This window comes from Sphingomonas aquatilis (assembly GCF_014196115.1).
GTDB lineage: Bacteria > Pseudomonadota > Alphaproteobacteria > Sphingomonadales > Sphingomonadaceae > Sphingomonas > Sphingomonas aquatilis.
This window is the reverse complement of record NZ_JACIDB010000001.1, coordinates 460,932-475,788: the sequence shown is the minus strand read 5'-3', so window position 1 is coordinate 475,788 and position 14,857 is coordinate 460,932. Positions and strand designations below refer to the sequence as shown.

General features: G+C 67.0%; 13 protein-coding genes. 9 read left to right on the top strand and 4 right to left on the bottom strand.

The window, feature by feature from the left end; genetic code table 11:
* From GGR47_RS19365 to pnp, 6 genes are all read left to right on the top strand, one after another.
* Complete coding sequence (locus GGR47_RS19365; protein ID WP_371859757.1) at positions 1 to 138, top strand: AbrB/MazE/SpoVT family DNA-binding domain-containing protein; 138 nt, start codon at positions 1 to 3, stop codon at positions 136 to 138.
* Entirely contained in the window at positions 138 to 716 is a 579-nt protein-coding gene (locus GGR47_RS02200; RefSeq protein ID WP_147037201.1) for a thymidine kinase, read from the top strand. Before GGR47_RS19365 ends, GGR47_RS02200 begins: the two co-directional genes overlap by 1 nt.
* Before the next feature lie 159 nt (positions 717 to 875).
* The gene (locus tag GGR47_RS02195; protein WP_017977693.1) at positions 876 to 1,565 is read left to right on the top strand and encodes a site-2 protease family protein; all 690 of its coding nucleotides are present in this window, start codon (positions 876 to 878) and stop codon (positions 1,563 to 1,565) included.
* Positions 1,565 to 2,572: a tRNA pseudouridine(55) synthase TruB gene (gene truB / locus GGR47_RS02190; RefSeq protein WP_147037200.1), complete on the top strand. Its 1,008-nt coding sequence runs from the start codon at positions 1,565 to 1,567 to the stop codon at positions 2,570 to 2,572. Before GGR47_RS02195 ends, truB begins: the two co-directional genes overlap by 1 nt.
* A gap of 16 nt (positions 2,573 to 2,588) precedes the next feature.
* Complete coding sequence (gene rpsO, locus GGR47_RS02185; RefSeq protein WP_017977691.1) at positions 2,589 to 2,858, top strand: 30S ribosomal protein S15; 270 nt, start codon at positions 2,589 to 2,591, stop codon at positions 2,856 to 2,858.
* Positions 2,859 to 3,084: 226 nt separating this feature from the next.
* Complete coding sequence (gene pnp, locus GGR47_RS02180; RefSeq protein WP_183949415.1) at positions 3,085 to 5,445, top strand: polyribonucleotide nucleotidyltransferase; 2,361 nt, start codon at positions 3,085 to 3,087, stop codon at positions 5,443 to 5,445.
* Positions 5,446 to 5,646: 201 nt separating this feature from the next.
* Here pnp and GGR47_RS02175 read toward each other — a convergent pair whose 3' ends face one another.
* Positions 5,647 to 6,198: a hypothetical protein gene (locus GGR47_RS02175; protein ID WP_167509794.1), complete on the bottom strand. Its 552-nt coding sequence runs from the start codon at positions 6,196 to 6,198 to the stop codon at positions 5,647 to 5,649.
* Here GGR47_RS02175 and GGR47_RS02170 point away from each other — a divergent pair.
* Entirely contained in the window at positions 6,197 to 8,698 is a 2,502-nt protein-coding gene (locus GGR47_RS02170) for a TonB-dependent receptor (protein ID WP_147037412.1), read from the top strand. The two genes, GGR47_RS02175 and GGR47_RS02170, sit on opposite strands and share 2 nt — an antisense overlap.
* 172 nt (positions 8,699 to 8,870) lie before the next feature.
* On the opposite strand, the gene GGR47_RS02165 is transcribed toward GGR47_RS02170, so the two are convergent.
* On the bottom strand, positions 8,871 to 10,235 hold the full coding sequence (locus tag GGR47_RS02165; protein ID WP_183949414.1) for a HAMP domain-containing sensor histidine kinase: 1,365 nt from the start codon (positions 10,233 to 10,235) through the stop codon (positions 8,871 to 8,873).
* 3 nt (positions 10,236 to 10,238) lie between these two features.
* On the bottom strand, positions 10,239 to 10,913 hold the full coding sequence (locus tag GGR47_RS02160) for a response regulator transcription factor (protein WP_017977685.1): 675 nt from the start codon (positions 10,911 to 10,913) through the stop codon (positions 10,239 to 10,241).
* A 236-nt stretch (positions 10,914 to 11,149) separates the two neighbouring features.
* On the opposite strand from GGR47_RS02160, the gene GGR47_RS02155 reads away from it, so the two are divergent.
* Both GGR47_RS02155 and ctrA read left to right on the top strand, forming a co-directional pair.
* Positions 11,150 to 12,262, top strand: a complete 1,113-nt coding sequence (locus GGR47_RS02155; RefSeq protein ID WP_043060618.1) for an AI-2E family transporter — start codon at positions 11,150 to 11,152, stop codon at positions 12,260 to 12,262.
* Between the two features lie 120 nt (positions 12,263 to 12,382).
* Positions 12,383 to 13,078, top strand: coding sequence for a response regulator transcription factor CtrA (ctrA, locus tag GGR47_RS02150; RefSeq protein WP_020486368.1), 696 nt, complete (start codon positions 12,383 to 12,385; stop codon positions 13,076 to 13,078).
* Positions 13,079 to 13,159: 81 nt separating this feature from the next.
* Here ctrA and GGR47_RS02145 read toward each other — a convergent pair whose 3' ends face one another.
* Complete coding sequence (locus GGR47_RS02145; protein WP_167509780.1) at positions 13,160 to 14,821, bottom strand: amidohydrolase; 1,662 nt, start codon at positions 14,819 to 14,821, stop codon at positions 13,160 to 13,162.
* Positions 14,822 to 14,857: the final 36 nt, after the last annotated feature.

The following is a 14,857-nucleotide window of genomic DNA, read 5'->3' as shown; positions in this document are numbered from 1 at the left end:
ATGTCGACGCGCGGGCGGGTTACGTTGCCCGTTGAATTGAGGCGGTCATTAGGGTTGACCGGAGGTGAGCGCCTGTCCTTCAAGCTTCGGGACGACGGCAACGTAGAAGTAACGCTACCGCCAGCCTCCAACGTCTAATGGCCAAGCTCTATTTCTACTACGCCTCGATGAATGCGGGGAAGTCGACGACGCTGTTGCAGGCGGACTTCAACTATCGCGAGCGGGGGATGGAGACGATGCTGTTCACCGCCGCGGTGGACGATCGTTTTGCGCACGGCACGATCACTAGCCGCATCGGGCTGGAGGCACCGGCCACGCCGTTCGAGGGCACGACCGACCTCGCCGCCTGCGTCGCGGATCGCCTCACACGCGGCCCGCTCGCCTGCGTGCTGGTCGACGAGGCGCAATTCCTCTCCGTCGCGCAGGTCGCGCAACTGGCGCATATCTGCGATGTGTTGAACGTGCCGGTGCTCGCTTATGGCCTGCGGACCGATTTCCAGGGACGGTTGTTCGAAGGATCGGCGCGGCTTCTGGCGATCGCGGACGCGCTCATCGAGATCAAATCGGTGTGCGTATGCGGGCGCAAGGCGACGATGAACCTGCGCGTCGATGCCGAGGGTCGCGCCATCGCCGAGGGCGCGCAGACCGAGATCGGCGGTAACGATCGATACATCGCACTGTGCCGGCGGCATTTTTCGGAGGCATTGGGCACATAATCCCCTTTCGTCATCCCGGCGCACGCCGGGATCCATGGTTCCGGTGCCGCAAACGAGGGCGAGCTGCCATCGGCGTCACGCGTCCATAGATCCCGGCGTACGCCGGGATGACGAACAGGGGAGTGGCGCTCTCCCCTCCCCCGCGCCATATCGCGCGCCATGAACCCCGATAACATCGTCTACCGCACAGCCGTGTGGATCATCCCGCTCGTCATCGCGATCGTCTTTCATGAGGTCGCGCACGGCTGGATGGCGAAGTGGCTCGGCGATCCGACCGCCGCGGAGCGGAAGCGGCTGAGCTTTAACCCGCTCCGCCACGTCGATCCGGTCGGCACGCTCATCCTGCCGCTCGGCCTCGCCATCGCAGGCGCGCCGGTGTTCGGCTGGGCGAAGCCGGTGCCGGTCGTCGCCCAGCGCCTGCGCAACCCGCGCTGGGGCATGGTCGCGGTGGCGCTCGCCGGACCGGGCATGAACCTGATCCTCGCCACGATCGCCGCGATCCTGATCGGCACCGCTGTCGCGCTACTGCATGGCGCACAGCCGACCGGTGTCGCGGCGTTCGTCTTCGCAAACCTCGTCAACTTCCTGCTGGTCAACGTCTTCCTCGCGATCTTCAACCTGCTGCCGATGCCGCCGTTCGATGGTGGGCATGTCGTCGAGGGGATCCTGCCCCGCCCGCTCGCAGCGCAGTGGGCGAAGATCGGGCGGTTCGGCTTCCTGCTGCTGCTCTTCGTCCTCGTCGTGCTGCCGATGATCGCGCCCAAGGCGGATGTGGTCGGGCGGCTGGTCGGCCCACCGGCGGATGCGGTCATCGGCCTCTTCCTGAAACTGGCGCAGGCGATCGGCTGATGCACGGCTGGATCATCGTCGACAAACCTTTGGGCCTTGGCAGCACGGAGGTCGTCTCTGCGGTAAAGCGCGCGCTGCGGCAGGGCGGATACGGCAAGTTCAAGGTCGGCCATGGCGGCACGCTCGATCCACTCGCGACGGGCGTGCTGCCGGTCGCGGTCGGCGAGGCGACGAAGCTCGCCGGGCGGATGCTCGACAGCGACAAGGTGTATGATTTCACCATCCGCTTCGGCGAACAGACCGATACGCTGGATGCGGAAGGCGTGGGTGTAGCGACGTCGGACGTGCGGCCGACGCTGGCCGACGTGGAGGCGGTGCTGCCGCGCTTCACCGGTGCGATTACCCAGGTGCCGCCGGCGTACAGCGCGCTGAAGGTCGACGGCGAGCGGGCCTATGATCTGGCGCGCGCGGGCGAGGATGTGGTGCTGGCGAGCCGGGACGTGACGGTGCATGACCTCCATTCCTCCCCCGCCAGGGGGGGGTGGCAGCGCGAAGCGCTGACGGAGGGGGAGGATACGACGACCGTCCCGTCTGCGGACACGCCCCCTCCACCACTCGCCGGCGGCGAGCGGTCCCCCTCCCCCGCTGACGCGAGGGAGGAATTGGACGAGATCACCCTCACCGCGCACGTCTCCAAGGGCACCTATATCCGCTCCCTTGCCCGCGACATCGCGCTTGCGCTCGGCACGGTCGGGCATGTCACCATGCTTCGCCGTACCAAGGCCGGCCCGTTCACCCTCGCACCCGCGATAACGCTGGACAATCTGGCGGAAGCCGGTATGGGGCGTACCCTTGAACAGATACTCCTGCCGTTGAGGGCGGGGCTGGACGACATCCCGGCTCTACCCCTCACCCCCGATCAGGCAGGGGCGCTCCGCCAGGGGCGTGTTCTGACCGGGATCGCCACGGACGATGGCCCATACTTCGCATGCGACGGCGATACGCCGGTCGCGCTGGTATCGGTCGAGGACCATGAGGTCCGCGTCGTCCGCGGTTTTAATCTGTGATGTCGAGGATGAACACATGACCATTACCGCCGAGCGCAAGAACGAACTCGTCAAGGCTCACGCCCGCCAGGAAGGCGACACGGGTTCGCCGGAAGTCCAGGTCGCGATCCTGTCGGAGCGCATCAAGAACCTGACCGAGCACTTCAAGGGTCACAAGAAGGACAACCATTCGCGCCGCGGGCTGCTGATGATGGTCAACAAGCGGCGCTCGCTGCTCGACTATCTGCGCAAGACCGATGGCCAGCGGTATCTGGACCTGATCGCGAAGCTGGGTCTTCGCAAGTAACCCCCAGCGGGTGAAACGAGAGGGCGGCCTTCGGGTCGCCCTTTTCGTATATCCGTGCTATGGGCGCGCCACGCGTTTCACGAATACCGGCACGAGCCGGGTAAGCGGAAGACGGGCAATTCGGCCCCGATCCATCGGAGCGACAAGACGCTCCACACCGCGCGAGCCGGCTTAGCTCGCAGATAGGCCCCCCGACGCATTTGGCGTGGGGAGTGAAGGAAAATACATGTTCAATGCCAAGAAGGTATCGATCGAGTGGGGCGGCCAGACGCTCACCCTCGAAACGGGCAAGGTCGCCCGCCAGGCCGACGGCGCGGTGATCGCGACGCTCGGCGAGACGGTGGTGCTCTGCGCCGTGACCGCCGCCAAGTCGGTGAAGGAAGGGCAGGATTTCTTCCCGCTCACCGTCCACTACCAGGAAAAGTTCTCGGCGTCGGGCCGCATCCCCGGCGGCTTCTTCAAGCGCGAGCGTGGCGCGACCGAGCGTGAGACGCTCGTCAGCCGCCTGATCGACCGTCCGATCCGCCCGCTGTTCCCCGAAGGCTTCTACAACGAGATCAACTGCATCGCGCAGGTTCTGTCGTATGACGGCGAGAACGAGCCCGATCTGCTGGCGATGATCGCCGCCTCGGCCGCGATGACGCTGTCGGGCGTGCCCTTCATGGGCCCGATCGGCGCGGCGCGCGTCGGCTACAAGGACGGCGAATACGTCCTCAACCCGTCGGACGCCGACGTGCTGACCGGCGAGCTCGACCTGATGGTCGCCGCCACGCATGACGCCGTCATGATGGTCGAATCCGAAGCCAAGGAGCTGTCGGAAGACGTCATGCTCGGCGCCGTGATGTTCGCACACAAGGCGTCGCAGCAGGTGATCGACGCGATCATCGACCTCGCCGAACAGGCCGCCAAGGATCCGTGGGAGCTGAAGGTCGGCGACGACCAGAAGACGGTCAAGGCCGAGCTGAAGAAGCTGATCGGCAAGGATATCACGGCCGCCTACAAGCTGACCGACAAGCAGCAGCGCCAGACCGCGCTGAGTGAGGCGCGTGCCAAGGCGAAGGCGGCGATGGCCGACCGTACGCCGCAGGAACAGCTCGCCGCCGCCAAGCTCGTCAAGAAGCTGGAAGCCGAGATCGTCCGCACCGCGATCCTGAAGGATGGCCGCCGCATCGACGGCCGTACCACGACGCAGATCCGCCCGATCGAATCGGAAGTCCACTTCCTGCCGCGTGCGCACGGTTCGGCGCTGTTTACGCGTGGCGAGACGCAGACGATCGCGACCACCACGCTTGGCACCCGCGACGCGGAGCAGATGATCGACGGCCTCAACGGCCTGTCGTATCAGAACTTCATGCTCCACTATAACTTCCCGCCCTATTCGGTCGGTGAAGTCGGCCGCTTCGGTGCGCCGGGTCGTCGCGAAGTCGGCCACGGCAAGCTCGCCTGGCGCGCGCTGCATCCGGTGCTGCCGTCGAAGGAGGAATTCCCCTACACGATCCGCGTCACGTCGGACATCACCGAGTCGAACGGCTCGTCGTCGATGGCCACCGTCTGCGGCGGTTCGCTGTCGATGATGGACGCGGGCGTGCCGCTGAAGCGCCCCGTGTCGGGCATCGCGATGGGCCTGATCCTGGAAGGCAAGGATTTCGCGGTCCTGTCGGACATCCTGGGCGACGAGGATCACCTCGGCGACATGGACTTCAAGGTCGCCGGCACCAGCGAGGGCATCACCGCGCTGCAGATGGACATCAAGATCTCGGGCATCACCGAAGAGATCATGAAGGTCGCCCTGAAGCAGGCGCATGAAGGCCGCGCGCACATCCTCAACGAGATGGCGAAGGCGCTGGGCGAGACCCGCTCGGAACTGTCGGCGCACGCGCCGCGCATCGAAACCTTCACGATCGACAAGTCGAAGATCCGCGAAGTCATCGGCACGGGCGGCAAGGTGATCCGCGAGATCGTCGCCACCACCGGCGCCAAGGTCGACATCGACGACGAGGGCGTCATCAAGGTGTCGTCGTCGGATTCGTCGCAGATCGAAGCCGCGATCAAGTGGATCAAGGGCCTGGTCGAAGAGGCCGAGGTCGGCAAGATCTACGACGGCAAGGTCGTCAACCTGGTCGATTTCGGCGCGTTCGTGAACTTCATGGGCGGCAAGGACGGTCTCGTCCACGTCAGCGAGATCAAGAACGAGCGCGTCGAGAAGGTCTCGGACGTCCTGTCGGAAGGCCAGCAGGTCAAGGTGAAGGTCCTCGAGATCGATCCGCGCGGCAAGGTTCGGCTGTCGATGCGCGTCGTCGACCAGGAAACCGGCGCCGAGCTGGAAGACACGCGTCCGGCGCGCGAACCGCGTGAAGGCGGCGACCGTGGCAGCCGTGGCCCGCGCGGCGACCGTGGCGATCGCGGCGACCGTGGTCCCCGTCGCGACGGCGGCGATCGTGGCGGCGACCGCGGTGACCGCGGCCCGCGCCGTGACCGTGGCCCCCGCGGCGAAGGCGGCGACCGTGGCCCGCGTAACGGCGGCGGCAACGATGACGGCCCCGCGCCCGAATTCGCGCCGGCCTTCCTGACCGGTGATCGCGACTGATCATCGGCCAACGGCTGATGAAATGGGGGGTTCGGCAGCGATGCCGGGCCCCTTTTTCGTTTGGAGACCGATCGGCTTTTTGCCGTTCGAGAGCCGCCGCGCCGGCCCGGGGCGAATTGATGCAGATGAAGGCCAAACGCGCCCTATCGTGCTAAAAGGTCATGGCTTGTGACGCGTTGCCCGTTGGCGACAAGCATCACCTCAATGAGGGAGGCCTTCATGCCGACTCATGCCGAAACCCAATTTTACATCCAACGCGAGCGCCAGGAACGCGCGCTCGCCGATCGCACGCCAAACAGCGACGGCCGCCGCGTCCACCTCGACATGGCCCGACGCTACGCCAAGCTGATCGCCGAGGGAGAGGCGCAGGACGCCGTCGACCGACGTCCGTCCTGACACCCGGCGCCCTGCCCCAGCATTTACCGATATCGGCAGCATCGTTCCGCTGACCTTTGCGATCGCCAGCAGCGAGGAGCAGCGGGTCTTCGCTGCCCTCGACATGCGGTCGCCCCCAAAACTGCGCGTCGGTCCGCCGCGATCGTCAACCGCCCCGTTCGGGGAACCCCAAGGCTTCGCATGGATTATGCCGACCCGGATCCAAATCGTCACCACGGCGTGGCCCCGTTCCAAAAATGACACCAGGATGAAATCCCGCTCGCCGGCGGCGTCATCGAATCGCAACACGCCCGCCACAGCCCGGCGGTAGGCGCGCCCCAGGAAGGCACATTGCCTCGAAGGGGAATATTTCGTCATGATGAAGATGTCCGGCAGCCGCGCGCTGCTGATGATCGGCGTCGCCGCATCCGCCCTCGCCGCCGCACCGGCGTTCGCCGCCGATGCCGCCAAGGCGACCGCCACCACCGCGCCGGCCGCCGATCCCACGCCCGCCACGGACCCGACCCCCGCGGCCGAGCCGGACCAGCTGCAGGACATCGTCGTCACCGCGACGAAGCGCGAAACCAACCTGCAGAAGACGCCGATCGCGATCAGCGTGCTCGATCCCGAAGCGATCAAGGACCGCCACGTCCAGAGCCTGCTCGACCTGGGTGACGGCGCGGTGCCGTCGCTTCGCGTCGCGACCTTCGAAGCGCGCCAGTCGGCGCTGACGATCGGCATCCGCGGCATCGTGCCGTTCGACCAGAACCAGACCGCGCGTGATTCGGGCGTCGGCGTCTATATCGACGGCGTCTACCTCGGCCGCTCGCAGGGCCTGAACGCCGCGCTGTTCGACGTGCAGCGCATCGAAGTGCTGCGTGGCCCACAGGGCACGCTGTTCGGCCGCAACACCGAAGGCGGCGCGCTCAGCATCGTCACCAAGGCGCCCACCGGGGAATTCGGTGGCCGCGTCACCGCCGGCTTCGGCAACTACGGCGCGCGCAACGGCGAAGCGCATATCGACCTGCCCGAATATCAGAACATCTCGATCAAGCTGGACGGCGTGTACCAGCATCAGGATGCGACGACGCGCAACCCGCTCGCCGGCCAGCTCGGCTGGAACGCCTATGACCGCGTCGGCGGCCGCATCGCCGCGCGCTGGAAGCCGACCGACAGCTTCACCGCCGACGTCGCCTTCGACAAGGCGCGGGACGAGAACACGCCGTTCTTCAGCCAGCTGATCAACTACAACCCGCTGGGCCGCACCGTCGGCGTGCTGGACCGCACCACCAACCGCATCGTCCTGCCGGGCAGCGCGGCCGGCGCGCCGACCTGCCTGTCGAGCACGATCTCGGCCACCACCTGCATCGCGCCGCTGCCCGCGCTGGTCGGCGTCCACCCGAACCGCCAGAGCGTCGCCGACGTCGGCGTGCCGCAGCAGTATAGCGTCGACAAGACGCAGGGCGTCAGCGCGACGCTGTCGTACAAGGTCGATCCGGCTACCACGCTGAAATCGATCACCGCATGGCGCCGCGTGGCGACCAACCAGTGGGACAATTCGGGCGGTCCTGAGCGCGTCGCCTACGCCCCCAACGGCAAGTTCAGCCGCTACAGCCTGTCGGATCTGTACCAGAGCCAGTTCAGCCAGGAATTCCAGGCGATCGGCAGCGTCGACCAGCTCGACTGGGTCGCCGGCCTCTATTATTTCAACGAACAGGCCCGCGAATCCGCCGCGACGCCTTCGTCGAACCAGTGGAACGCCGACGGCACCGCCTACACCATCCTGCCCTCGCAGGTGTTCGGCACGATCAGCTCGTCCAACCAGGGCTGGGACTATAACTCCCGCTTCCTGCAGCGCGCCAGCGTCGCCCGCACCCGCAGCTATGCCGCGTACGGCCAGGCGACCTGGACCCCCGCCGCGGCGGAGATGCTGCACCTGACGGTCGGCGGCCGCTATTCGAAGGACAAGCGTGACGGCACGCTGTACCTCGTGTCGGGCGTGCCCACCAATTACGTCCTGAACTACGATCGCGGGCGGTTCGACCCGATGGTGACGCTGGCCGCCGACGCGGCGCCCGGCATCAACCTGTACGCCAAATATTCGAGCGGCTTCCGCGCCGGTGGCGCCAACGATCGCTCGTCGAACTTCGGCGCGTTCGGACCGGAATCGGTGAAGGCCTATGAAATCGGCGCGAAGACCGACTTCCTGAACCACAAGGTGCGCGTGAACGTCGCGGGCTATATCATGGACCGCAAGAACACGCAGATCGACTTCGACAACGTCGACACCAACCAGTTCCTGCCGGGCACCACCATCGCCAACCCGAACTTCAACCTGCACACCGAAAATACGGCGAATGCGCCGGGCACGTCGAAGATCCGCGGTATCGAACTGGACGTCAGCGCGCGCCCGATCGACAGCCTGACGCTGACCGCCTCCTACGCCTATACCTACACCAAGGTGCCGGCGACGGCGAACCCGAACCCGGGCCCGACCTTCGGCGTGCTGACGCAGGTCTACACCGTCTACACGCCGCCGCACGCGGCATCGGCGGCGATCGATTACGATCTGCCGGTCGGCACGGGCAGCACGCATGCGCGCTTCCACCTCGACGCCAATTATGCGGCGCCGCAGTACAGCTTCCAGTCGGAAAGCGTGAAGACCGACTCGAGCTTCATCGTGAACGGCCGCATCGCGCTGGCGGACATCCCGCTCAGCGCACAGGGCCAGAAGGCGACGCTGTCGCTGTGGTCGCGCAACCTGCTCAACGAACAGCATATCTATCGCCGTTCGGACGCGAACATCGCGGTGCTGGGCTCGTATGCGAACTTCAACCCGCCGCGCACCATCGGTCTGGAAGGATCGGTGAACTTCTAAGCGGCCTACAGGTCCAACTGCGTAGGGGCGGTGCCGGCAACGCCGCCGCCCCTTTCGTTTGCTCCTCACACAAACGTCATCCCAGCGGACGCTGGGATCTTCATGGGACGGGCCCAGCAGAAACCGCGAGAGGCCCCAGCCTCCGCCGGGACGACGGTACTGTCGGAATCGATCACCCAATCAGCGGCACGGTCAACACCACGCGCAGGCCCGGCGCCGCATCCTCCAGCGACAGCTCGCCATGATGCAGCCGCGCGATCGCCGCGGCGAGTGGCAGGCCCAGGCCGAACCCGCCGGTCGACCGGCTCGCATCCAGCCGGCCGAAGCGCCGCAGCGCGGTGGCGCGATCTGCCGCGGCGATGCCGGGGCCGTTATCGGCCACGCGGACGATCGCCTGCCCCCGCACCGCCACAGCCGACAGCGTGATGCGCGTGCCCGGCGGCGTATGGCGCACGGCATTGACGATCAGATTGACCAGCACCTGCGTCAGCAACTGGCGATCGGCGTGAACGGGCAGCGCGGCGACGGAATCGCAGACGAGGATGTGCGCATCGTCCTCGACCACCGGCGCCATCATCTCGCCGACCTCCGCGACCAGTTCGCCCAGGTCGAAGCGCGCGAAGCCCGCCCGCCGCGCGCCACCCTCCACTTCGGCGATGCGCAGGATCGCAGCGAACATGCCGAGGATCGTGTCGCTCTGCGCGATCGCCGCGGACAGGCCGTCGCGCATCGCCGGCGTCTCGGCACGCCGTTCCAGTTGCACGAGCTGGCCACGCAGGCGCGCGAGCGGGCTGCGCAAGTCGTGCGCGATGTCGCTCGACACTTCGGCGATCCCGCGCATCAGCTCGGCAATCCGGTCGAGCATCGCGTTGAACGCGTGGGCCTGCGCGTCGAACGCGCCGCCATCGCCCTCGGTCGGCACGCGGCGCTGCATGTCGCCATCGACGATCGCCGCCGCGGTCGCGCGCATCGCACCGATCCGCCGCTCGACGAGCCGCGAAAACATCACGAGCCCCAGCCCGACGACCAACAGGATCGATCCGAAACCGGCGAGGTAGCTGCGCAGCCGCGCCGTGCCCGAATCGTCGAACGGCTCGGTCTCGGCGATCATCGTCAGCCGCCGCCCATCGCCGACGTCACCGGTATAAGCGCGCCCCGCGGTCAACCCCTTGATCCCGTCGTCGCTGTGCAGCGAGCTGAAGCCGCGCGGCGGCACCTGGCGCAACCGGATGTTGCCGCCGATCTGCCGCCCCTGCGCATCGACCAGCATCGCGCCGATATCGCCCGTGTCTCGGTCGCTCGCCAGCATGCGCAGCCGCTCGACCAGCACCGGCGTCGGCATCGGCCGCTCGCCCTCGTGCGCGATGGCATCAACTGCCGTGGCGATACGCTGGTCGACCAGTTGGACGATCGCCCGGCGCTGCGCGGTATAGATGGCGACGCCCGTGCCCAGCGTCGCCGCGATCATTGCCGCGACGAAGATCCAGGTCAGCGCCCGCAGCGATCGCGGCGCACGCAGCCGCCGGCCCCGCGGCATGCGTCAGCTGCGCAACAGATAGCCGACGCCGCGCATCGTCTGGATCGGATCGTCGCCGCCATGCGCGGTCAGCTTCTGGCGCAGGCGGCGGATGTAGACGTCGACCAGGTTGGTGTCTGGCTCGAAGTCGTACCCCCACACCCGCTCGATCAGCATCGCGCGCGTCAGCACGGTATCGGCGTTGCGCACCAGTTCGGCGAGCAGCTTCAGCTCCAGCTTGGCGAGGTCGAGCGGCTTTTCGTCGCGCCACGCCCGGAAGCGCGACGGGCTGACCACGATATCGCCCGCGCGCAGCGTGTCGCTCGCCTCGCGCGTCCACTGCCGGCCGCGCACCACCGCCTGCAGCCGCGCGTGCAGTTCGGCCGCCTCGACCGGCTTGACGACATAATCGTCGGCGCCGGCGGCCAGGCCACTGATCTTGTCGTCGGACTGGCCGCGCGCGCTCAGCATGATGACGGGCACCGATCGCGCGTCGCCGCGCAGCCGCTCGAGCAGCGCGATGCCGTCCACCCGCGGCATCATCCGATCGAGCACCACCGCATCGAACGCATCCTGATCGATCGCCGCCAGCGCCGCCCGCCCGTCGCTCGCCGTCGACAGCGCGTGGCCGAAGCCGGTCAGTTCATCCGCCAGCGAATCGGCCAGGACGGGGTCGTCATCAACCAGGAGGATCTTCATGGGGCTCGGGTCCGCTCGACGCTGTTACGTCCAAGGGGCTGCCGTGTCGGCGGATAAAGATCAAATGACAAAGGTGTAAGGTGCGCGCGAGCGGCGGTCGCGACGCCCCCGCATCGCCCACCTCCGCCACCCTGCAACCGGAACCGATCCGGCCCCACGGCAGTACTGCCCCCACCTCTTGTCCATTGCGCCCCGATCCTGTCAGGATAGCCCATGTCCAGCGCCCCCTGCCCCGCGTGAACCGTCTCGCCCCCGATCCCGACGATGCGCGCTTCATCCGGCGCATATTTTACGTCCTCATCATCGCGGCGGTCGCCGCGGCGCTGCTGCGCGCGGGCAATCTGCTGATCCTCGCCTTCGGGTCGATGCTGGGCGCGATCGCCATCCATGCGCTCGCCGACCTTTACCGCGATCACCTGCGCGTGTCGGACCGGACCGCCTTCTGTCTCGGCATGGCGACCGCCTATGGCGTCGTCGCCTTCCTCGTCTGGCTGTTCGGGGTGCAGTTCCGCGAGCAGGTCAACGTGCTCGTCACGCAATTGCCCAACCTGCTCGACCAGCTCGCCGCCTGGGCCTCGCAAAGCCCGGTCGGCGCCAAGATCGTCGATGCGGTGCAACAGGCCTATGCCGGGTCGAAGGCGGCGCAGGACGTCGGCGGGCTGGTGCAGGGCGCGGGCGAACTCATTCTCAACAGCATCCTGCTGCTCGTCGGCGCGGCCTTTTTCGCCGCCGATCCCGGCATCTATCAGCGCGGCTTCCTGTTCCTGATCCCGCCCTCGAAGCGCCCGGCGATCGAGGATGCTCTGTTCGACGTCGGATCGACGTTGCGGCTGTGGCTGCGTTCGTCGCTGATCCTGATGACGACGATGGGGCTGCTGATCGGCATCGGCCTGTGGATTTCGGGCGTGCCCTCCGCCGCCGCGCTCGGGCTGCTCGCCGGCCTGTCGGAATTCATTCCCTATGTCGGCCCGACCGCGGCGATGATCCCGGCGCTGGGCCTCGCCGCGACGCAGGGCAATGGCGCGCTGATCGGCGCGCTCGCCACCTATGCGATCGTCCGGCTGATCCAGACCAACTTCATCACCCCCTACGTCCAGGCGCGTGTCGTCTCGATCCCGCCGGCGATCACCGTCTTCGCGATCATCGGCATCGGCGTGATCTTCGGTATCTTCGGCCTGTTCTTCTCGGCGGCGCTGCTGGTCGTGATCTTCACATTGGTGCGCAGCCTGTACCTGCGCGAGGTGCTGGGCGAGGATATCCCGCGCAGCCGCCACCAGACGCTGCTCGGCCCCGACCTGACGCCGCACGATCCGGATGCCGATCCCGAGGCGGACGAGCGCAAATCGTAAAGATTGACGCCCGCACTTAATCCCGAATTAACCTTTTGCCTTCAGATGTCGTTTGGTTAATGAATCGGGGCGAGCCGCGAGCCAGGGGTGCTGGCGGCCTCGCCAACAGGGGACGACGCGATGCGGGTGTTGTTGATCGAGGACGAGCCGACCACGGCCAAGGCGATCGAGCTGATGCTCGGCACCGAGGGGTTCAACGTCTATACGACCGACCTTGGCGAGGAGGGCTTGGACCTCGGCAAGCTGTACGACTACGACATCATCCTGCTCGACCTCAACCTGCCGGACATGCACGGCTATGACGTGCTAAAGAAGCTGCGCGTCGCCCGCGTGACCACGCCGGTTCTGATCCTGAGCGGCATCAACGAGATGGACAGCAAGGTGCGCAGCTTCGGCTTCGGCGCCGACGATTACGTCACCAAGCCCTTCCATCGCGAAGAACTGATCGCCCGCATCCACGCGGTCGTCCGTCGTTCGAAGGGCCATTCGCAATCGGTCATCCGCACCGGCAAGCTCGCCGTCAATCTCGACGCCAAGACGGTCGAGGTCGATGGCGCGCGCGTGCATCTGACCGGCAAGGAATATGCGATGCTCGAGCTGCTCAGCCTGCGCAAGGGCACCACGCTGACCAAGGAAATGTTCCTGAACCACCTGTACGGCGGCATGGACGAACCCGAACTCAAGATCATCGACGTCTTCATCTGCAAGCTGCGCAAGAAGCTCAGCCTGGCCTGCGACGGCGAGAATTACATCGAGACCGTCTGGGGCCGCGGCTATGTGCTGCGCGAACCCGAAGAGGTCGTCGCGGTCGCCTGACCGCCCAGGTTTCCCCTCCCCAGTATCCGGGAGTGAAGGGCCGCAGCATCGGGGGGTGCTGCGGCCCTTTTGGCGTGCGGCTTACTTCCGCTGCCACACCTTCTGGCCGCCGATCCACGTCTGTTCGACCTTTGTCGCGCGCAGGTCGGCGGGCGAGGCGAGCAGCGGATCGCGGTCGACGATGACGAAGTCCGCCTTCTGGCCGGGAGCGAGGCGCCCGAAGCGATCCTCGGCAAAGCCCGCATAGGCCGCGCCGCCGGTATAGGCCCACCACGCCTGTTCGCGCGTGATCGCCTCCTGCGGCTGCCAGCCGCCGAACGGCTGGCCGTCGGGACCCTGGCGCGTGAACGCCGCCGCCCAGCCCGCCCAGGGATCGGGCTTTTCCACCGGATAGTCCGATCCGAACGCCAGCTTTGCGCCGTTGCGCAGCATCGACGCCCAGGCATAGGCACCCGCCAGCCGCTGCGGTCCCAGCCGCGCCTCGGCCATCAGCCGGTCGCTCGTCTCATGGACCGGCTGCATCGACGCGATCGTGCCATATTTGCCGAAGCGCGGCAGGTCGACGGGGTCGACGATTTGCGCATGTTCGACGCGCCAGCGCCGGTCGCCCTTATAGGTCTGCGCCATCTCGTCGATCGCATCCAGCACCTCGGCATTGGCGCGGTCGCCGATCGCATGCACCGCGACCTGGTAACCGTCCATCGCCGCGCGGCTCATCCGGTTGCGCAGCACGGTGTCGTTCATGAAGCCCGCACCCGTCTGGCCCGGCGCATCGGCATAGGGCGCCTTCAGCCACGCCCCGCGCGACCCCAGCGCACCATCGGCGTACAGCTTGACGCCGACCAGCTTCAGCCGATCGTCATACAGCCACGGCGTCGGGCCGGTGCCGCCGATCTGCACCGTCGTGTCGACCCCCATGCCATAGCTCATGATGCGAACGCGCAGGCCGCCGAGGTCCGCGATCCGGCGATAGGTCAGCCAGTCGTCGATGCTCGTGCCCATGTCGGCGGTCGCCGTGACGCCATAGCCGAGCAGGATTTCCTGCGCCTTCAGGAAGGCGGCGTTGCGGTCCTTGCCCAGCGGCTGGGGCAGGATCTTCACCACCAGATCCTGTGCCGCATCGACGAACACGCCCGCGGGTTGCCCCCCCGCGCCCTTCTCGATCCGGCCGCCCGCGGGCGACACGCTCTTCGCGGTGACGCCGGCGGCCTTCAGCGCGGCGGTGTTGCCCCAGCCGGCATGGCCGTCGGCGCGTGCCAGCCACACCGGACGATCGCCGACCGCAGCATCGAGATCGGCGGTCGTCGGGAAGCGGCCCAGCCCCCACGTCTCCTGGTTCCAGCCGCCGCCGATGATCCACGCCTTGTCGGGATTGTCGCGCGCATAGGCCGCGATCTTCATCTGCGCCTCGGCGAGGCTCTTCGTATCCGACAGGTCGAGTTCGAGCGCGCGGAAGCCCAGTTCCATCACATGGCCATGCGCGTCGATCATGCCGGGCAGCAGATATTTGCCCTTCATGTCGGCCCGCCAGTCGAGCTTCTCCGGCCGTTTGTCCTTGGCGGACAACAACCTGACGACGGCGCCCTGCGCATTGACCAGCATCGCCTGGAACCGGACGACCTTGCCGTCCTTGTCCAGCGTCATGCCGTTGACGTTATCGACCAGCCCGTCGGCACCGGCCGCCTGCGAAGTCGCCAGAACCGCGGCCAGCGCCGCCACTATTGTCAAAGCCGATCGTGCCATAGCCTCAGCGCATAAGCGGTGTTCCCCCGCCGCACC